Source organism: Blautia faecis, from assembly GCF_020554845.1.
In the GTDB taxonomy this organism is placed as follows: Bacteria; Bacillota; Clostridia; order Lachnospirales; family Lachnospiraceae; genus Blautia_A; species Blautia_A faecis.
This window is the reverse complement of the sequence record NZ_JAJCIA010000002.1, coordinates 178,824-197,572: the sequence shown is the minus strand read 5'-3', so window position 1 is coordinate 197,572 and position 18,749 is coordinate 178,824. Positions and strand designations below refer to the sequence as shown.

The following is an 18,749-nucleotide window of genomic DNA, read 5'->3' as shown; positions in this document are numbered from 1 at the left end:
CCGTGCGGGCATTTTTCAATTCAAGAGAGCGCCACAGGCGGTCTTTCCTATAAAGTAAAGAAACCAGCCCGTTTCCGAGCTGGTTCCAATTCACATAATGTATAAATAACATCCAGTCTTGCTTATTTTACTTTTTATTACAGAACCAACTAATGAATCACAATCTCTTCCGCCCGATTGTAAATGTTGTTCATAGCTTGTATCCACGCCATCTGATTCTATTCTTTCAATTCGTCCGTTACATCCTCAAGAGCTTTCCATGATGCTCGATTTCCCTCTACATATCTGTCTTCGCACTGATTAACCTTTGCCCACGCCACGCTCATTACCATATGCCTGTGCAGTATCAATATGTCTATATCCAATCTCTACCGCTGCTTTTACAGCGTCAGCAACCTTATCATCATCAATAAACCAGGTTCCAAGACCAAGCTGTGGAATTTTTACTCCATTATTCAATACAATATTTCTATCAAACATTTCATTCACCTTCCTATTATAATTTCCCATATTCTTCATCACTTACTGGTTCAAGCCATTCATTAGAACCATTTTCGCCCGGAACCTCTATTGCAAGATGGCTAAACCATTCATCTGGTGCGGCGCCATGCCAGTGTTTCACTTCTGCCGGAATATTGATGCAGTCGCCTGGCTTCATTTCTACAGCTTCTTTGCCTTCTTCTTGATAATATCCTCTTCCGGCAACGCATACCAGAATCTGTCCACCTCCACTTTTTGCATGATGGATATGCCAGTTATTTCTGCATCCAGGTTCGAATGTCACATTGAAAATTCCAACCTGAGAAGTAGAAATCGGTGCAAGAAAACTTCTGCCGGAAAAATACTGTGCAAAGCCATCATTTGATACACCGATTGGAAATACCATCTCTTTTGCATGCGCACGCATCCCTTCCTCTTCGTATGGCAAATCTCCTTCGCCTGTTTCCCACACTTCCTTTGCAAGATTGAAAACAGCCCATGCTTTTGGCCAACCTGCATAGAATGCGGCATGTGTGATCACTGCCGCAATCTCTTTTTGTGTCACACCATGATTTTTTGCATTTTGAAGATGATATTTTAAAGAAGAATCCGTAATTCCGGAAGCCATCAGAGCAACCACTGTGATAATGCTTCTTGTTTTTACGTCGATATCCTGGTTATTCCAGTTTTCGCCGAAAAGTACATCATCGTTAAAATGTGCAAATTCCGGTGCGAATTCACCAAGTGTATTTTTTCCTGCTGTCTGTATTATTTTTCCCATTTTCTGTATACCTCCATAATACTGTTGTTTATAAAGAGTTTACCTATTCACTGATTTCCTGTTTTGTTCCATGATTTAACAGTCTGCCTTTCCAAATGGTAACGGAAAGAAGAATCCGTTAATCCCTGCGCAAGCAATGCAGTTACCGTGACCAGTGATCCGTCCCTCAAGCCGCACTTCTGCATATACATCCCCTTAAACTTTTTTCCCATCCCATAAGCCTCTTTTAATGCCGGATTGCCCTGTATTGCGCCAACAGCATCTGCACCTCCGCCAAATACGGTTCCTGCAAGTTTGGAATTTAGAAAACATTCGATTCAACATTGTTTTCATATGTCCGCTACGGGGTATATGCCATGATTAACAAAGATGAGCGCCGTGATGTGAGTATTCGCAAGCCCCGGCCATCTATCCGCAAGCAGCTTGCCGACAGCAAACAGGCCACCAGCCCGAAAAAGGCGGCGGCCAGAACCAAGAAAAATGAATTGGAGGTATGAGGAATGATACACTTTACCGTGGAAGAAGAAAATTTGATCTGTATGTACCATAACGCAGACCGACGCAGGACGATAGGCAAGATCACCGCAGCCATGCCGGGTATGGACGGGGATATGTGGACGCTTGCGTCCGGCGTCTTTTCTTTTTGCCTGTTCCTACGCATTTAGAACCCAGTATTGACGGGGATAGGATAAAGTATTCGCCCACCTCTGCAAACGTATGGGAGAAGCCTTGAAACTGGCGGTTATCAGCCCCGAAAGGCGTAGGTTACAGTCATTATTAGCCCCCGAAACAGGTACAGACGCGCAGCGGGTGTATCTGTTTCGGAGGTGTGCAGGTGATAGCCGCAAAGCGGCGTAAGAGGGTGCAGCCCTCTTGATCGTTATTCTTGTTCCAGCGGGAAGCTCGGCAACGCTTCCAGCAGCTTTAAGGAAATGTGCTGCCGCATATCCTCGTCAATGACTTTTTTCACTTTGCCGCCCGGCTGCCTGATCTCCACCGTGGAAAGCTCGTCGATGTAGTCCGCATAGTGGGCCAGCACCTTTTCTGTGGCCCACTTCTCACCGGCAACGGCGGCTTTGATTGTTTCATAGTCCAGCAGCTTTTCTTGTCCGTCCATCCTGATACCCCCGTCAGATTGATTTTTTCCATGATACCATATCTGGGAGTATGGAGCCAGAGAAACCGGCGATTTTCTGCTGGTAAATTATACGCATTTAGAGCGGCACTATGGCGGGGATAGGATAAAACACTCACATACCCCGCCGACTATGCGGGAAAAACCTTGAAATATAGGGCTTTTTAAGGCCCTAAATACGTAGGTTGGTGCTTTGTTGCGATATGCTCCACGGTTACGGTGTATTGTTCATATTCTGTTTTCGGGAATCTTTATGAAATCTTCAAAATTGCCCGGTATGCTATCCGTAAAATCAAAGAAAGGACTTGATTATATGGATATGATTTTGAAAACGACTGACCTCTGCAAAAATTTCAAGGGGCAAATGGCGGTAAACAATGTGTCACTGAACATCCGGCGCAACTCGGTTTATGGTCTGCTGGGGCCGAATGGGGCTGGCAAATCCACGATCTTAAAAATGCTCACCGGCATTTTACGCCCCACATCGGGAAGCATCGAGTTTGACGGCCACCCGTGGAAGCGGAATGATCTGGAGCATATCGGTGCTTTGATTGAGATGCCCCCGCTTTACGAAAATCTGACTGCATACGAAAATCTCAAAGTCAGAACTACATTGCTCGGCCTGGACGATGCACGAATTAACGAGGTATTGCAAATTGTCCAACTCACGAATACCGGCAAGAAACGGGCCGGGCAGTTTTCTCTTGGTATGAAGCAGCGGCTTGGTATTGCTATTGCATTGCTGAACAGTCCCCAGCTTTTGATTCTGGATGAACCGACTAACGGCCTTGACCCTTTAGGGATTGAGGAACTTCGAGAGTTAATTCGCTCTTTTCCCTGCAAAGGGATTACAGTTATTTTGTCCAGCCATATTCTGTCAGAAGTCCAGCAGATTGTAGATCATGTGGGTATCATTGCTGGCGGCGTCCTTGGATATGAGGGAGAGCTTCGCGCCGGTGAAGATTTGGAACAACTCTTTATGGATGTTATTCGCAGAAATGGTAAGGAGGGATATTAAATGGAGATGGCATATATTCAGGCAGAGAACCTAAAGCATAAGAGAACTTTCACAAAAACGCTGATCGTTCTGGCCCCGTTTGTAACTGCGCTTATGAACTTTTTTGCCCCGCTTTGGTTCCAGCTCAATTCTTATAATTGGTGGTATAACCTGCTTTATCCTGGATTCCTTACGCTCACCTGTGCCTTGATTGAACAGCGGGATAATGGCAAACTAAAATATCGTGCCGTTGCTTCATTGCCTGTTTCGCAGAACAAAGTCTGGAAAGCAAAAATTGGAGTGGCCGGTATTTACTCCTGTGTGGGGAATTTCATTTTCCTGGCGCTAAATCTGTTGGGCGGTTTTGCAATATTAGTTATCAACAAAATTCCCCTGACAATCGGAATTTGGCAGGCTGCGGCCGGAACAGCTTGTATTGTCATTGCAAGCCTATGGGAAGTTCCGCTGTGCTTATGGTTATCAAAAAAAGTTGGTATCTTTGTCACGGTTATTCTTAATGCCGGACTTGGAAGCGTTTTAGGGATTTTCACGGCTACAACCTCTTTGTGGATGATCTGCCCGTATAGCTGGGTGCCGCATCTTATGATTTCCGTGTTAGGTATTTTGCCTAATGGTGAGCCGGTTGCAGATCAGAGTACGGCAATGGCATTTTGGATGATTATACTTGTATTGGTCATTTCGCTGGCCTGGTTTGCGGCGCTGTCATTTTTAACTGCAAGATGGTTTGAGAAAAAGGAGGTGGGGTAACTATGGTATCTGTGGTTCGCTGCTGGAAAGCAGAATATCAGAAGTGTAAACATAGCATTTTGCTCTATATGCACAGCATGATTCCGATTATATGTGCGGCGATTTTTGCGGGTTACTATCATATATCCAGATGGGAACTGGCAACCAAAATCAGTGCCTATCTGGAAGTGCTGGCCGTTGCGTTCCCGTTTCTGATCGGCATTATTGTGGGCCTGGTTGTTCAGATCGAAAATCAGGCCGGGCATTATCAGCTTTTGTTGGGAACAATCCCATCTCGCATGGCAACGTATATTGGTAAACTTGGTTTTCTGATGATCTGTGCTTTTGGCGCAACATTTTTAGCGTTAGGAACATTCGCTGCACTATATAGGGATGCTCCGGCAAGCCTTTACCTGAAAGCAGGGATTCTATTGTTGATTACCATGCTTCCCATTTACCTGATTCATTTGTTTGTGGGAATGAGCTTCGGAAAAGGTGCATCTATGGGATTGGGAATTGCAGGGAGTTTAATAGCTGCCCTTATGATAACAGGGCTTGGTGACGCTACATGGAAATATATTCCCTGGGCCTGGGGCGTTCGTGCTATGGATTACACTGTGCTTGCATGGGATAGCCCCCAACTGTATGCACAGGTAAAAACCGATTTTTTCAGCGGTATGATTATTTCTGTATGCTGCACTGTTTGTCTGCTGATTGCCAGTTTGGTTTGGTTTCATGGTTGGGAGGGAGGTAAAAACAGTGAATAAAAAGTGCCTGTTTGCCGTGGTAATTGTGCTTGTAAGTCTTATATGCTTATCGGCCTGCGGTGCGCTCCGCGATACCGCCGATAAAAATAAGGCGTTAAATGAATCTCTGCCGTATTATGAGCTGAACGCCGCAAACTATGATGAAATTTCATATAACGGCCTGACATATACCATAACGGATGAATGTCTTGAAATGTCAGAACTGCAAGAAGAAATCGGGCAGGTATCGAAACGCTTCAAAAATGTGGCGGGGGAAGATTTCAGTTTCGGCTACGTTTACAGTATTGTGGATGTGGATATAAGCAATGCCGTAGCTGTAAATATCAACAATGAATATCGGAAAGCTGACATTAAAAATAATGATGAGTAACCTCGACAACGTGGTATAATGGGGCGGGAGGTGATTTTTTGACCCACTTACTTGTAGTTGACGATGAAGTTTCTATCTTGGAATTGATTAAGAACAGTTTGGGGAAAGATGGATATTTGATAACAGTCTGTCAAAATGCGGATGATGTAGACATCAAAAAGCTGCATTTCTATGACCTCATTCTTTTGGATGTGATGATGCCTGGCACAGACGGGTTTGAGTTTTGCAAACAGATCAGGAATATGGTAGACTGCCCGATTCTCTTTCTGACCGCAAAGACATTAGAGGAAGATATATTGTTTGGATTGGGCATCGGTGCGGATGATTATATTACGAAACCTTTTCGTATTCAGGAGCTTCGCGCCCGTGTCGCGGCACATTTACGCAGAGAAAAAAGGGAGCATCACAGCACACTTTCATTTGAGCCTGATATAAGATTTGACCTTTCCGCAAAGATACTGTATGTTTCAGAACAGCCGGTTCCCCTTACCAAAAGCGAGTATTCAATCTGTGAATACCTTGCGAAAAACCGGGGACAGGTTTTTACAAAAGAACAAATCTATGAAGCCGTTTTCGGGTTTGATGGAATAGGCGATAACTCTACGATCTCAACGCATATAAAAAATATTCGTGCGAAATTGGAGCATTTCAAAATAAGTCCGATCAGCACCGTATGGGGGATAGGATATAAATGGGAGTGAAAAAGAAACCTACATTGAAAATATTGTTTCGCCAGTTTGCTATCTCCCTCATTGTCATGCTGGTAGCGGCAATTATTGTCCCTTCTGGTTTGGAGGGACTTGCTGTAAATGCTGGATTAGCTACAAGAGCAAATCTAAGTGAATTGCAGGTAAAAGAGATCATTCCAACGCTGACGATTGCCCCGGATATTACAAAGGTTGTGATTCCACAGGGATGCGGCTACTTAATTCTGGACAAGAACTTTAATGAGCTTTACAGCAATATGGACGATGATGAAAAAGAAATTGCCCTGCTGTACGCAAAGGGAGAATATATTGAATATGCTACGGGGAGGCAGTTTGCACTTGTTGTCCGGGAAAACGAATTTTGCGTTTTAAGCTATTATATTGGTTCTCAATTTACAGTGTCATGGCTACCGGAATATTTTCCATCTCCTGACACGCTTGCGTTTATCCTGATGGCTGTAAATTCGCTGCTGGTCATTATCATACTGACCGCCAGATTTGCTAAGAACCTGCGTACACAACTGACCCCGCTTTTTGAAGCAACTGCGGAGGTTTCAAAGCAAAACCTTGATTTTGAAGTAGGACATGCCAAAATCAAAGAGTTTGAAGATATCCTTGCATCTTTTTCAGATATGAAAGATAATCTGAAAATTTCGTTAGAACGGCAATGGAAAACCGAACAGACACAGAAAGTGCAAATCGCCGCGCTTGCCCATGATTTGAAAACGCCTCTGACGGTTATTCAAGGAAATGCTGATTTACTCACAGAAACAAATCTTGATGATGAGCAACGATTATACGCTGGTTACGTCGTGGAAAGCTCCGGCCAGATGCAGTCATATATTCAAACCCTGATTGATATATCACGGGCGGCGGTTGGTTATCAGCTCCATATTGAAAGTATAGACTTGCCAGCGTTCATGCAGCACTTGTTCGGTTATATGGAATCACTATGCCGGACAAAAGAAATCCGGCTGCAAATGAATACTGTTTCACTCCCTCAAATGCTGAAATTTGATAGGGTGCTGATAGAACGTGCTATTATGAATGTTATCAGTAATGGGCTGGACTACTCCCCGCAAGGCGGAACGCTTTATGTGGATGTTCAGAGTAACAACGGTTTCGTGGAAATTTCAGTCACAGACGAGGGAACGGGGTTTTCTAAAGAGGCATTATGCCACGCACAGGAACGGTTCTATATGGGCGATCAAAGCCGCAATTCAAAGTTACACTTTGGTATGGGTCTATATATTACAAATTCGATTATGGAACAACATAATGGTCAGCTTATTTTAGAAAATTCAAAAGAAACTGGCGGCGCAAAGGTTACTATGAAACTTCCTTGCTGATTTTCCGATAGTGTAATGGACGTCTTTTATGTCCGTCCATTTTTCAAATCTTTATGGAATCTTCAAAAATTCCTCTTATCATGTATCTAAAGAAAAAACATCTGCCCAGCGGCAGAAAAGAAAAAAACCGCTGCTGGGCAGACCCATTTTCACGCTTAATTTATATTCACTGGTGGCTGTTTTGAGAAATCAAGGCCGCTGCTTTCTTTCTGTCATTCCCAGCAGTTAAAGGCATGGCGGCCCACGGGAGGACGCCGCCATGCTGTTTTACTATCATTATAATCTAATCCACTTCTACCGCTTAAAAAAAGCCTTGCCCCGCCACGGGAATATTCCGGCTATGAGTATGAACTATACCATGTAAGAAAACAACAAAACGCTTCAAATCGTCGCCCGGTAGGTTTACGACCTGCCGGGCGATTTTTGTCGATTTTCGCGGATTGTCATTTCCGGCAAAAAATCAGATGGAAAAGGAGGCGGTCAGCAGACCAGGGCCAGCATAGGCCCCTGACAACGGACAGGATCATCCTGCTCACTCCCCACGGAAAGGGGGTGAGAAGATGAAAGTTACCCCTGATGATTACGGGAGGCGCTGCCAGTATCTTTTCCGCTGAATACATTTGATATGTGCATGACTACCAAGTCTTTTTCTGGCTTGGTCAAGCATATCTATGCTGTAATCAAGGCAAGTAATATGTGCATTTTTCAAGGAACTCCATTTGTTTTCCGTAAATACAGCAGTTCCAACCGGAACATCAAGAAGATTTCCTGAAAAGTCATCAGGAACATATGCTAAAACTTTTCGTGCTATATCATTATCATCAGTGCCACTCCAAAATAACTTAATATACAGTTTACTGAAAATATTTCTTTGAGTAAGAACATCGTCATATATATTTTTTGATGTTTCATAAGCATTTTGTATTTTGTCTGCCAAATTACCCTCCAAATTTAATTTTAATTCTAAAAGTTCAAAACTATCGTTCTCTGATCTTCCTGATATTACGATTCATGAGGTGTCTTCCAATATGTCTATAAGCAAATGCTTTAAAAGCTGAAATTTCTTGATGATGTTCCTTCAATAGTTCATCTGGACAATCATAAACACCATTCCCTAAGATACTTATCTTTCATTTCCTATCGCCTTTCCCATAGGTTTTCTCACAACACAATGCATTCGCATACCTTTACGAATTTCAAATTTTTCTACTTTTAATCCTGCTTTTTTGCAACATTTTATGACCACATCTCTTGTTGGCACCTGGACATCTCCATGTCCGCATATATTTGCCAACGGCATTTCCAATGTATTCATTAGCCATACCAATACTTTGTTGTCACTGTTCACATCTCTAAGAACCAACCTTCCATTTGGGCGAAGACATCTCTTCACACTGTCAAAAAATGCCTGTGGATCCGGATAATCTTTCTTGCACATTTCGTAAATACCAGCATGGCTACTTTCATATCTTCCTGCTGCTTTTGTAAATTCTTTAATTGACATTTTTTTTATTCTTCATTTTTCATGCTTTTTTCTCCAATCACTGTACCTTTTCGCCTTGCATCCGCATTTCTTCATTCTTTTCATATAAGCATAAAACTGCTTATGCAATTCCCTCATTTCATCTGGTGCCTTCATAGCATGTTGATACATAAATTTATCTCCAAAACTGCTTTCAAATGTAACTGCCAGCATAATCGTTAAGAATCATTTCTCGCCTCTTACCCTAATGCCACATCTAGGATCATCATCAAACTAAATCCAAGTGCAAAGAAAAGCGTACCAATATTCGAGTGCTGTCCCTGCGACATTTCCGGAATTAGTTCTTCAACCACAACATATAACATGGCTCCTGCTGCAAAGCTCAGTAAATATGGTAATGCCGGGATTACCAGCTGTGCAGCAAGAATCGTCAGTACTGCTCCAATCGGTTCAACCACTCCTGAAAGTACACCTCCGAGAAATGCCTTTCCCTTGCTTTCGCCCTCTGCCCTAAGCGGCATGGATATAATCGCTCCTTCCGGAAAATTCTGAATGGCAATTCCAAGTGATAAAACGAGTGCACTTGTTGCTGTAATCTGTGCATTTTCAGCAAGAAATCCTGCATACATAACACCAACTGCCATACCTTCAGGGATATTATGTAACGTAACTGCCAACACCATCATCGTAGTACGGCCAAGTTTGCTTTTCGGTCCCTCTGCCTGATCACTTCCAACATGAAGATGTGGAATCAAATGATCGAGCGCTAGTAAAAACAAAATACCAATCCAGAACCCAACAACTGCCGGAACAAATGATAATCTTCCCATATTCTCAGATTGTTTAATTGCCGGAATCAGAAGACTCCAGATTGAAGCAGCAACCATTATACCTGCTGCAAACCCTGCAAGTGCACGTTGCACTGACTTGCTAAGTGTTTTTCTCATAAAAAACACACATGCTGCACCTAGTGTTGTTCCAACAAACGGAATCAGTATACCTTCAAAAATATTCATTAGCATTACATTTTCCTTCCTTGTATAATCGAAAAATTTTTCATATATATAGCAAAAATAATTCTCTTCAGCGGTATAGTAACAGTTCTATAGCTTGTTGATTATATTTTCGCTATAATCTTTCAAACCGTCTTTTTGTTAGTTTAAACTAACCACCGCATATATAAGAAACCGCGCAAAAAGTAAACTATAATTTTACACGGTTCTTCTTGTGTTTAAGTATATCACTTACGAAATCATATAACAATAGAATTCTTTCAACAATGTTTTAATTTTTTCTGAACAGTAACCTGGACAGTTTCAGCACAAAATTCCTTGGGTCATTTCATCAATCCTTCTCCCCTTCATTCGCTTCCTCCAGCATAACACTCTCCTGTACCTGTATGTCAGCATACTGGACGCGAAGAACTGCCTGAGGCCAGTTTATGCTGACCATTGCGTTTTTCTCTTTTTCCATGCCTGCTTTGCGGATTAGGTCAAGAAGCTCATTTAATACTTCTTTTGTCAGGTATCCACCCCGCCAGTGAAAAACAAGCACCTTTCCTTTCTTAGCAGCCTGCAAAGACCGCTTGTATACATCCTCCTGTTTGGTAAATGATAATTTCTTCTCTTTGTAGTAAAAATGATCATGATCATTGCAATGAGGCGCAGGCGCGATCAAGGGCTCATGATCGCGAAAGATCTGCTGATCATCCAGGTTGAAATAGTCATAGCGGATTTCCTTGTTTTCGCGATCTTTTCCCAGGCTGTTGTCAAAAGTGGCATCTAAATGATAATATGTGCCATTTATCTTCACAATATTCCAGGTGTGCCGGTATTTGATTCCTTTTTCCGGATTGTTACCGCAAATTGCGATCACACACCATACTCCCAGCGCATCCAGAAGAACCTTCACCGCTTTCGCAATGCCCTCGCATACCCCGACGCTCTGTCCAAGAGGACCTATGATCTCATGGGAATATGCTTTTTTCAGTTTGTCATAACGGACATTTTCGCAGATAAAATCGTGCACATATTTCTCTTTTTCCCACTCAGACATCTTCTGTGCCGGGCGGACAAGCTTCTCTACCCTGGCTGTCAGAGCCTTCTGATGCTCCCGGATCTTATTTTTCTCAAAAAGATATTCCGGTATGAAAATCAGGTTCGGCGAATCTTTGTAGTAACGATATTTAAAATTAGTTACCCAGAATATTTCCGGATGGTCCAGCCTCATCTGGAAAAAAATATTGTAAAGCTCCTCTCCGGAAAGTGCCGGAACCTGAATTTCATCCGATAGATTTTTCACCCCGACAAAAATGCTGTGATAAGTAGCCTGCTGGGGTTTGTTCATATGATTATAATAGTATTGTTCCATTTTTATCCTTTTAGCTTATCTGTCAGTTTCAGATATCCCTGCACAAGTAGATCTGTTACGATCAGCACAACGACTGACAAAATCAGACAATCTCTTACACTAAATTCGTAAAAAGCTGCAAAACCAGCAATCGTCCAATATACTCCAATATGCACTGCATACATTTTGGATATCTGCCTGGAATAATAGCACAGCTTATTGTAAACAAATTTCCATTTTTCTATAATCGGCATGAGAAAAAATGCCACTGCAAATACAAGGATAATGCTGCAGAAGGTTCCCACTACTTTCACAAGTCCGGGAGTTCGATACTGTTCGATCATATAATTAAAGAATCCGTCAACACCCGGATGCATTACGATGCAGATTACAAACCAGGCTGCCGCTACGATTCCGCATACCAGACCGCTCTTTTTGTAAAAAGCTCCTTTTTCATCCTCTGGTACTTTTCTGATTACTTTTGCAAAAACATATCCTAAAAATACATAACTCAGATATGGAAAAAAGCAGAAGCTTGTCTCACCTTTTCCCCCAAAGGTCATATCCAGAAGCCAGTTAAGTGCCTGATTATCAGAAACCAGCAGTTTGGTAAAAGGTGTTACGATTCCCACTATCAATGCACTTATTATGTAACCGCCAAGTTTTACATTAAATTTCCTGTACAAAGCAAGTACAAGGTAGCACATACCGGATATGAAAAAGATATTCACAAATGTAAGCATGGAATACCGACTTGCTTCAAATACTTCCCTGCTGCCTGCTACTTCTCCTGTAATAGAATTTCTAATGGCGTAGCTGACCGTCATGACTGCCGCATAGCACAAATTGCTTATGCCTTGGTAAATCAACAGTTTTATACCGTTTCTGACCATGTCCTTTGGCTGGGAATGACGTGTAAAAACACTTCCAAAACCCATGGTAAACAGATATAAGCAGGCTCCGGTAGGCATAAACAGGGCAAACATAATTTTATGTACACTTGACTCTGCCGCTGCTGCACCTGCAATTGTCTGAAAGGAATGTATAAATACAATCATGATCATCAGAAAGCCTTTTACCAGGTCAAGCTCTCTCTGGCGTCCAGTATTTACTTCTTTTTCTTTTAAAGAAAACATATTTCTTCCCCTTTTCCTTAATTTGTTCAAATATTATCTAAAAGTGCAATGTTTTTTGGATACTCCATATTAGAATATAAGTTCAGCTGCAGCTGCAATATCCTGTTATACTCATCACATCCAGGCTCAAGGACTCTTCTCTGCTCATACAAGTCGTGGTCTTCCTTGCTCATTTTCACATCAAAGCTTTCCTTTGTATGAAACTGGATTTCAATTCGGTAGTTGCGCGGATTTTTAAATTTGGTATTCACGCCATTGTATGGAAAACTGTCATTAGTCCAATAATTTTTTAATGCATAAATTTTCCAGTTTTTCTCAGACAAAGCCGTTATAACAGAACGGATCTGTTCTACATAATCTTCCGGATCCAGTATGATCGTATAACGGACTACATCCGCCAGCGAATCAAAGAAGGATTTCTCTACTCTCTGATAAAGCTTATTGTACAAGGATTTCGGTGATTTCACTCTGTACTCTAATCCTTCCAGTACGGCTTTGTTGGTTTTCGCGAACTCTACAAGGAATTTGGTTGTCTCGAATTCTGTGGATAAATAATCGGCATAAAACACTCTTTCCTCAGGAGAAAGCTTCTGAAACAGTTTCCTGTCCTCATCTGTCCATAATTCTTCGATTTCTTTGTTCAGATAGATTTTTTCAGCTGTTTCCGCAGACGGAAGGCGGTGAAGCTCTATGGAAGCAATAGAAAAAAGATCAAAACTGTGGTCTGACCGATTAGACAGACTACTGACAATTTTCCCGAAATTATCAATAATTAAATTTACCTTCCGCTCAATCAGTGTATAAGCCGAATCCGAACCGCCTGCTTCTATCACCAGCTTGCCATCTTTTACCTTAATACTTCTTACCACGTTTCTTTCAACAAATCCAACGATTTCTTCGGAATTATATTTGTCGAACTTGTCATAGCTCAAATCAATATTTGCATTTTTTAGTTCTGCCAGCTGGTTTCCAACAGCTAACACAGCTGCCAGTTCCTTCAGCCTGATAACATTTTGATTGTTCAACACCAAAGCTTCTTCTAACTGAACAGGTGCTGTACCATTTTCACCGATAAAGTGAAGCATACGGATTATGGCATATTTATGCAGATCTGATGGAAATTCAAATATATCGCCGTATTCTTCCAGCAGACATGCACTGAACAAAACATGATATTTACTCATAACCTGAAAGAACGTAAGCTCTTCTGCCTGCTTCTGAATTCCAAGCTTGTCCACATATCTATTCATAATTTCCTGATTTAAGCCAAATCCAATATGTGCAAATAACGCTGCAGACAAAAGGCAGTAGCACTCATCTTCATTCAAATTTTCCAGTTTCTGCTTATCCATTATCATATCACAAAATTCTGCAATATCGATAAAATGCATTATAGAATAATCAGAAATATTAGGATATAACTTTTTATATTTTTCCAGCATTCTCTGGACAACTGTACAGTTATCCCGGTAGTTCCCATATAGTTTTTTTGATTTTGCTAATAAAATTTCCGAACATTTATTAACTATCATTTAGTTTTTCTCCAGTCTCTTTTCCCTGTTCTCCTTCGTTTGCCTCTTTAATCAGGATAATGGCGCAGAGTTATTCGTTTCTTTTCCGGCTTAATTACCTCAAGATTACTTACCGTTTCAAAATAATCATTCATATTCCGAATATTCTTTTGTCATTTAAAATCATATCGAACCACAGCACAGTTTTTTACTCCAAATGCAGCATATTCCCCATTTGTCATGTCCGTAAAATAGGACTGTACCACTCTGGCGATTCCGTTGTGAGCAACCAGGATGTAGGTCTTTTTATCGGACTCTGCTTTTATTTCATCAAGAAGATTATAGATTCTCTGCGCCAGCCTGAGTGTGGATTCTCCACCTTCATGACTGCATGCAAAAAACTCCTTTGCTTTCTTGAAATCCTTCCCATCCCGAGGAGTGGACTCCCATTTTCCAAAATTCTGCTCAATCAGCCTTGGTTCCACCCTGTATGGAATTCCTGTCATTTCCGAAATCAACTGAGCCGTATCTGCCGCCCTGCTAAGCGGAGAGCAAAGGATTTCATCTGCCTTAACCCCCTCTGTAAGAATCTTCTGTCCCGTCTTCTTTGCCTGCTCGCGTCCATATTCTGTAAGCGGACTGTCTGTAGCCCCGCAAATTTTGTTCTCAACATTCCACACGGTCTGCCCGTGTCGGATAAAATAGAAATGTCCCATGGTGAGTTCCTCCCGTTATTTTCTTCTCATAATCCTGGTTATATTTCTCGGTAAGCGTCTTTACCTCTGCTTCCGTAAATCCAATATAAGGTGCAAAATTCCTAGAGCATGTTTAAAAAGGCTTTCTGCAAGATGTGCGTCACAATCGTCCAAGAAAATAAAATACAAATAAAAGCAAAGTAGCAATAGCCGATATATTTGCTATATCATTCCACATATTCCACCTTGTTCTTACATTCTTACGCTAATCGCCTTAATCACCGTCACATCCGCTGGCAGCCATTCTACATCTCCCATTTTTTCCTTCGTCAGCCATTTTGCGGCTTCATGTTCTTTTAACACAAGATCCCCTTTCACAATCTCGCACCAAAAGCAGTCCATGGAAAGGTGAAAATCTGGATAGTCATACTCGATGGTATCAATTAACTCTCCCACTGCAATTTCTGTATCAAGTTCCTCCATAATTTCACGTTTTAACGCTTCCTGCGGTGTCTCGCCAGGTTCTATTTTTCCACCGGGAAATTCCCAGCCGCCTTTTAAGGGACCGTAGCCACGTTGGGTTGCAAAAATAATGGGTTCGCTTTTTTCATTAACAGCTTTTATTACGGCTGCAACTACTCTAACTGTTTTCATAATCTTCTCCTCATCATGAATTCACAATATACTCATAAATATCTTCTCTTACAGGTACATCAAGAATCCACTCTATCTCCACTGCTGTTTTTTCTGTATTTGCCATTTTAAATTCTTTCGTTTTTCCACTTGCAGTCATAGTGCCAAGATAATAGAATTCTTTGGAAATTTTGTCATCTTTGTTTTTTCGTACAAAAAGTTCCACTTGGATTCCTCGCTCTTTCGCTTTTAAGAAATTCTGTACATCCTCTGACTGCAAGCTTCTTCCAGATTTCGAAATTGCAATTAGGCGATCTCGAAAGCCAGGAATAAAATGATCCTCATATTTGGTAGTATCGCTAATATTTTCTTCTTTATCATAATTGATAAATACAGGAAATGTTTTTGTCTTTTTGTCAAACTTGTAACCACCAATATTTAAAGGCACTTCATTTTGTGCCCAATTCAGCAAGCGGCAAACATCTTCATAAGTATATTTTTGATATAAAACCAAATCAGTCTTAGCATAACTATTCCTGTAATCTCTTTCGTAGCGGTTTATTCCAAAATCAACCAATTCTTTAAGGATATTATAAAAATCATCATTTGATAACATTTCCACAAACGATTTCGTTGGTTTATAGTCATTTCCAGCTTCTTCAATAAACACACACTGAGAATAGGTCTTCTTACCTGTTCCAGCAGGAAATTCATTTGTCATCACATTTACAATATTTTCTTTTTGATCCTGGCTAAGTTCTTTTCCATATGATTTCATATCTTTGGAAAGCTCTGCAAAGAGGCCTAATTTAGGAAACCCATGAGAATACGTGAGCATCCGTTTTAACAGTTGAAGTTCCTGTATACGTTTTCCATTTGCTAATTTTTTAGATACAAATTCAATTACCTTTTCCTCATCCAAGGACAACCGAACTTTATATTCTTTTTCATATTTCACCAGGAATTTGTAATAGGAACCAAGACTGTTATTGTCAAAAATCCGAATAACATCCATCTCTCCGTAATCATCAAAATCACGAAGGTTTGGAATCCTTCCAAGCTTATTCTTCAGATTCGTGTAATTTTCTTTGATAAGCTTAATATCACTGAAGTTTGCATTATCTACAGATGCAAAAATTCTTTTCCGGCTAATTTCATCAAAATGTACGGTAGAAGCTCCTGGAATTATCCTTCCGCCTTCCATAATGTATCTACGAATATTGTCTTTATTGTAAGTTCTATCCCCAGATAGCGCAATTGGAATCATAAAATTGTTATTATAATTTCCAATAAAATCCAGAATAACTACATATTCCTTTCCCTTGGCTTTTCGCAAACCTCGTCCAAGTTGTTGAATAAAAACAATTGGGGACTGCGTTGGTCTAAGCATAATAACTTGGTTAACCTCAACAATATCCACACCTTCATTTAGTATTTCGACAGAGAAAATATAATCCAACGGCTGGTTGTCATCTGTTGCTTCATCATCGTTCATTGCCAATCTTTCAAAAGCAGCTTGTCTTTCCGATTCAGAAGCATTCCCATTAAGCGCTATTGTTCTAAACTTACGTCCAGTGGAAGGATTCATTATTTGATTAAACTTCGCAGACAGTTTCTCTGTTTCTTTTATACTGCTACAAAAGATTAGCCCTTTGACTTTTTCTCCACTGTAGCCATAGTAATCAGCTTGACCGATAATATGTTTTACTCTCTCATCACTTGTCAACATAGAAAAATCTCTACAGGCATTTTCAGCATCACCAATAATTGATAAATCTGTTATTCCAAAATAATGGAACGGACAAAGCAGATTTTCTTCCATTGCCTGTTGAAGCCGAATCTCGTATGCGATCTGATAATTGAAAAGCTCATAGACATTTCTGCCTTCCATATTATCATCTCTTTTATCCGGAGTTGCTGTCATACCAAGCCAAAGCTTCGGAGTAAAATGTTTCATTACTTTCTGATAAGTATTGGCTGGAACATGATGAGCCTCATCCAGAATAATACAGTCAAATGCATCCTTTTCATATTGGAATAAATGCTCATTACGATTCAACGTTTGAACTGTAGCAAAAATGTAATCCGCATCATACTCATGATACCCAGCACCTACCAGCCCCATAGAAACAGACTTTCCAAAGACCTTTTCGTAAGATTTTTTCGTCTGTCTTGCTAATTGACCTCTATGTACCAGGAACAGTACTCGTTTGTAACCTAATTCCCGCATCGCAAAGGCCGAGGCAAAAGTTTTTCCCGTTCCTGTTGCAGAAATCAAGAGTGCTCTTTGCTCTCCTGATTCCACTATTTTCCGAAGGTTTGTAATGAACTTCACCTGCATACTATTGGGTTTCAATTTATAGCTTTCAATTGAAGTAATTTCTTGTTCTTTGGCAATTTCTCTTTGATGCTTTATTATCTTATAACGTTCTTTGTAATTTTCATAAAATTCATCGTAAAATAGGGCATAGGATGAGTTCCATAATTCTCTGAACTCAGCAACAATTTCTTTCGCCATTTCGCCTTGTTCTGTTGAAAGCAGCTTGGTATTCCATTCACGATTGCTGGTAAGTGCGGCGCTGGTGATATTGGAGCTTCCAATTATAATGCGATATATTTCGTCTTTTTTAAAAATATATCCCTTTGTATGGAAGCCTTCGGCTGCTCTTTCTACATCGAACATTTTCAAAGTAATGTTAGATAATGAATTAAGTTTCTCCAAAGCTCTTGGTTCGCTGAAATTCAGATAATTAGTAGTCAGAATTTCACCTGGAATATTTCTTTTTTCAAGTTCTTTTAGTGTCTGAAGCAATGGAGTGATACCGCTCATAGTAATAAAAGCTACACTAATCTGAAAACGGTCGCATGTCAAAAGCTCATCTTCTATGGATGAAAGAACCTTTTTCCCTTTTTTGTAATTGTTTGATACAAATCTAGGACGATATGTACTACCAGATGCAACAGCCCCGTCTATATATGCAGTTTCAAAACCGGATCGCATTTCATCAATTTTGCTCATTTGTTTATAACACTCCCTGCTTCCACATTTCTTCTGACACAATCACATATTCCTTACTATTCTCCACAATCCCAATCTTCTCTTCCCATGTAAGGTTTCTTTTAATCTTCGCGGGACTTCCCATTACCAGGGAGCCGTCTGGGATGATAGTGTTTTTGGTGACAAGGCTTCCGGCGCCGATGATGCAGTCGCTGCCGATTTCAGCTCCGTCAAGAATTATGGCGCCCATTCCGATTAAAGTACGATCGCCGATTGTGCAGCTGTGGATTACGGCATTGTGGCCTATTGTGACATTATTTCCAATGTGCACTGGCAGGTCGCGGCTAACATGGATTGTGCAGTTTTCCTGGATGTTGGTTTCCTCACCGATTACGATTGGCGCGTCATCTCCGCGGATTACACTGTAGTATAGCACACAGCTGTCACAGCCAATTGTTACATCACCGATGATTACGGACTGCTTCGCAATTTTTGCTGTTTTATCTATTTTTACATTTTTATAGTTCATTTATCATTCTCCGATCTCATGATATTATATTGAACCAATGTCAGACTGTTTTCATTATAGTACCATACCAAAAAAAGAGATT

General features: G+C 40.9%; 22 protein-coding genes and 2 pseudogenes. 8 read left to right on the top strand and 16 right to left on the bottom strand.

What is annotated here, in order from left to right; all coding sequences use genetic code 11:
- Positions 1 to 300: 300 nt before the first annotated feature.
- The 3 genes from LIZ66_RS02080 to LIZ66_RS02070 are packed head-to-tail and all read right to left on the bottom strand — an operon-like array spanning position 301 to position 1,473.
- A complete protein-coding gene (locus LIZ66_RS02080) occupies positions 301 to 480 on the bottom strand; it encodes an aldo/keto reductase (protein WP_330386277.1) in 180 nt (59 codons plus the stop codon).
- Positions 481 to 496: 16 nt separating this feature from the next.
- Entirely contained in the window at positions 497 to 1,261 is a 765-nt protein-coding gene (locus LIZ66_RS02075; RefSeq protein ID WP_195392267.1) for a carboxymuconolactone decarboxylase family protein, read from the bottom strand.
- Between the two features lie 47 nt (positions 1,262 to 1,308).
- The gene (locus tag LIZ66_RS02070) at positions 1,309 to 1,473 is read right to left on the bottom strand and encodes a hypothetical protein (protein ID WP_226838171.1); all 165 of its coding nucleotides are present in this window, start codon (positions 1,471 to 1,473) and stop codon (positions 1,309 to 1,311) included.
- Between the two features lie 144 nt (positions 1,474 to 1,617).
- On the opposite strand from LIZ66_RS02070, the gene LIZ66_RS02065 reads away from it, so the two are divergent.
- Together LIZ66_RS02065 and LIZ66_RS02060 are read left to right on the top strand one after the other, a co-directional pair.
- Positions 1,618 to 1,758 (top strand): hypothetical protein, encoded by a 141-nt coding sequence (locus LIZ66_RS02065; protein WP_021651320.1) that lies wholly within the window; start codon positions 1,618 to 1,620, stop codon positions 1,756 to 1,758.
- Between the two features lie 3 nt (positions 1,759 to 1,761).
- A complete protein-coding gene (locus LIZ66_RS02060; RefSeq protein ID WP_195392268.1) occupies positions 1,762 to 1,926 on the top strand; it encodes a transposon-transfer assisting family protein in 165 nt (54 codons plus the stop codon).
- A gap of 215 nt (positions 1,927 to 2,141) precedes the next feature.
- Here the strand turns inward: LIZ66_RS02060 and LIZ66_RS02055 are convergent, their stop codons facing one another.
- The gene (locus LIZ66_RS02055; protein WP_118064609.1) at positions 2,142 to 2,378 is read right to left on the bottom strand and encodes a helix-turn-helix domain-containing protein; all 237 of its coding nucleotides are present in this window, start codon (positions 2,376 to 2,378) and stop codon (positions 2,142 to 2,144) included.
- A gap of 331 nt (positions 2,379 to 2,709) precedes the next feature.
- Between LIZ66_RS02055 and LIZ66_RS02050 the strand changes: the two genes are divergently transcribed.
- Genes LIZ66_RS02050 through LIZ66_RS02025 form a run of 6 tightly spaced genes read left to right on the top strand, consistent with a single transcriptional unit; the run spans position 2,710 to position 7,333 of the window.
- On the top strand, positions 2,710 to 3,414 hold the full coding sequence (locus tag LIZ66_RS02050) for a lantibiotic protection ABC transporter ATP-binding protein (RefSeq protein ID WP_173722862.1): 705 nt from the start codon (positions 2,710 to 2,712) through the stop codon (positions 3,412 to 3,414).
- Positions 3,415 to 4,161 (top strand): lantibiotic immunity ABC transporter MutE/EpiE family permease subunit, encoded by a 747-nt coding sequence (locus tag LIZ66_RS02045; RefSeq protein ID WP_178881258.1) that lies wholly within the window; start codon positions 3,415 to 3,417, stop codon positions 4,159 to 4,161.
- 2 nt (positions 4,162 to 4,163) lie between these two features.
- Entirely contained in the window at positions 4,164 to 4,907 is a 744-nt protein-coding gene (locus LIZ66_RS02040; RefSeq protein ID WP_025580193.1) for a lantibiotic immunity ABC transporter MutG family permease subunit, read from the top strand.
- Entirely contained in the window at positions 4,900 to 5,277 is a 378-nt protein-coding gene (locus LIZ66_RS02035) for a NisI/SpaI family lantibiotic immunity lipoprotein (protein WP_025580194.1), read from the top strand. Before LIZ66_RS02040 ends, LIZ66_RS02035 begins: the two co-directional genes overlap by 8 nt.
- Positions 5,278 to 5,315: 38 nt before the next feature.
- A complete protein-coding gene (locus tag LIZ66_RS02030; protein ID WP_227198818.1) occupies positions 5,316 to 5,978 on the top strand; it encodes a response regulator transcription factor in 663 nt (220 codons plus the stop codon).
- Positions 5,969 to 7,333 carry a sensor histidine kinase gene (locus tag LIZ66_RS02025; protein ID WP_227198819.1) on the top strand — a complete coding sequence of 455 codons (1,365 nt, stop codon included), beginning with the start codon at positions 5,969 to 5,971 and terminating at the stop codon, positions 7,331 to 7,333. The genes LIZ66_RS02030 and LIZ66_RS02025 overlap by 10 nt, the downstream gene beginning before the upstream one ends.
- Before the next feature lie 580 nt (positions 7,334 to 7,913).
- Here the strand turns inward: LIZ66_RS02025 and LIZ66_RS02020 are convergent.
- The 12 genes and pseudogenes from LIZ66_RS02020 to LIZ66_RS01965 all read right to left on the bottom strand — a co-directional run bounded on the left by LIZ66_RS02020 (position 7,914) and on the right by LIZ66_RS01965 (position 18,667).
- A complete protein-coding gene (locus tag LIZ66_RS02020; RefSeq protein WP_204453886.1) occupies positions 7,914 to 8,270 on the bottom strand; it encodes a class I SAM-dependent methyltransferase in 357 nt (118 codons plus the stop codon).
- Positions 8,271 to 8,310: 40 nt separating this feature from the next.
- Positions 8,311 to 8,442, bottom strand: a pseudogene (locus LIZ66_RS18925) (transglutaminase); the annotation flags it as partial.
- A 14-nt stretch (positions 8,443 to 8,456) separates the two neighbouring features.
- Positions 8,457 to 8,837 (bottom strand): class I SAM-dependent methyltransferase, encoded by a 381-nt coding sequence (locus tag LIZ66_RS02010; RefSeq protein WP_226840933.1) that lies wholly within the window; start codon positions 8,835 to 8,837, stop codon positions 8,457 to 8,459.
- Between the two features lie 12 nt (positions 8,838 to 8,849).
- Positions 8,850 to 9,038 (bottom strand): annotated as a pseudogene (locus LIZ66_RS19750) (hypothetical protein); the annotation flags it as partial.
- 17 nt (positions 9,039 to 9,055) lie between these two features.
- Positions 9,056 to 9,838, bottom strand: a complete 783-nt coding sequence (locus LIZ66_RS02000; protein ID WP_195380191.1) for a ZIP family metal transporter — start codon at positions 9,836 to 9,838, stop codon at positions 9,056 to 9,058.
- A gap of 322 nt (positions 9,839 to 10,160) precedes the next feature.
- On the bottom strand, positions 10,161 to 11,186 hold the full coding sequence (locus tag LIZ66_RS01995; protein ID WP_195380190.1) for a transglutaminase domain-containing protein: 1,026 nt from the start codon (positions 11,184 to 11,186) through the stop codon (positions 10,161 to 10,163).
- A 2-nt stretch (positions 11,187 to 11,188) separates the two neighbouring features.
- Positions 11,189 to 12,301 (bottom strand): heparan-alpha-glucosaminide N-acetyltransferase domain-containing protein, encoded by a 1,113-nt coding sequence (locus LIZ66_RS01990; protein WP_118582554.1) that lies wholly within the window; start codon positions 12,299 to 12,301, stop codon positions 11,189 to 11,191.
- A 26-nt stretch (positions 12,302 to 12,327) separates the two neighbouring features.
- On the bottom strand, positions 12,328 to 13,833 hold the full coding sequence (locus LIZ66_RS01985) for a hypothetical protein (protein ID WP_227200060.1): 1,506 nt from the start codon (positions 13,831 to 13,833) through the stop codon (positions 12,328 to 12,330).
- Between the two features lie 152 nt (positions 13,834 to 13,985).
- Positions 13,986 to 14,528 (bottom strand): histidine phosphatase family protein, encoded by a 543-nt coding sequence (locus LIZ66_RS01980; RefSeq protein WP_227200058.1) that lies wholly within the window; start codon positions 14,526 to 14,528, stop codon positions 13,986 to 13,988.
- Between the two features lie 231 nt (positions 14,529 to 14,759).
- Positions 14,760 to 15,161 carry a (deoxy)nucleoside triphosphate pyrophosphohydrolase gene (locus tag LIZ66_RS01975; RefSeq protein WP_195700105.1) on the bottom strand — a complete coding sequence of 134 codons (402 nt, stop codon included), beginning with the start codon at positions 15,159 to 15,161 and terminating at the stop codon, positions 14,760 to 14,762.
- Positions 15,162 to 15,174: 13 nt separating this feature from the next.
- On the bottom strand, positions 15,175 to 18,159 hold the full coding sequence (locus LIZ66_RS01970) for a DEAD/DEAH box helicase (RefSeq protein ID WP_195983052.1): 2,985 nt from the start codon (positions 18,157 to 18,159) through the stop codon (positions 15,175 to 15,177).
- A gap of 4 nt (positions 18,160 to 18,163) precedes the next feature.
- The gene (locus LIZ66_RS01965; protein WP_195983051.1) at positions 18,164 to 18,667 is read right to left on the bottom strand and encodes a gamma carbonic anhydrase family protein; all 504 of its coding nucleotides are present in this window, start codon (positions 18,665 to 18,667) and stop codon (positions 18,164 to 18,166) included.
- Positions 18,668 to 18,749 lie beyond the last annotated feature (82 nt).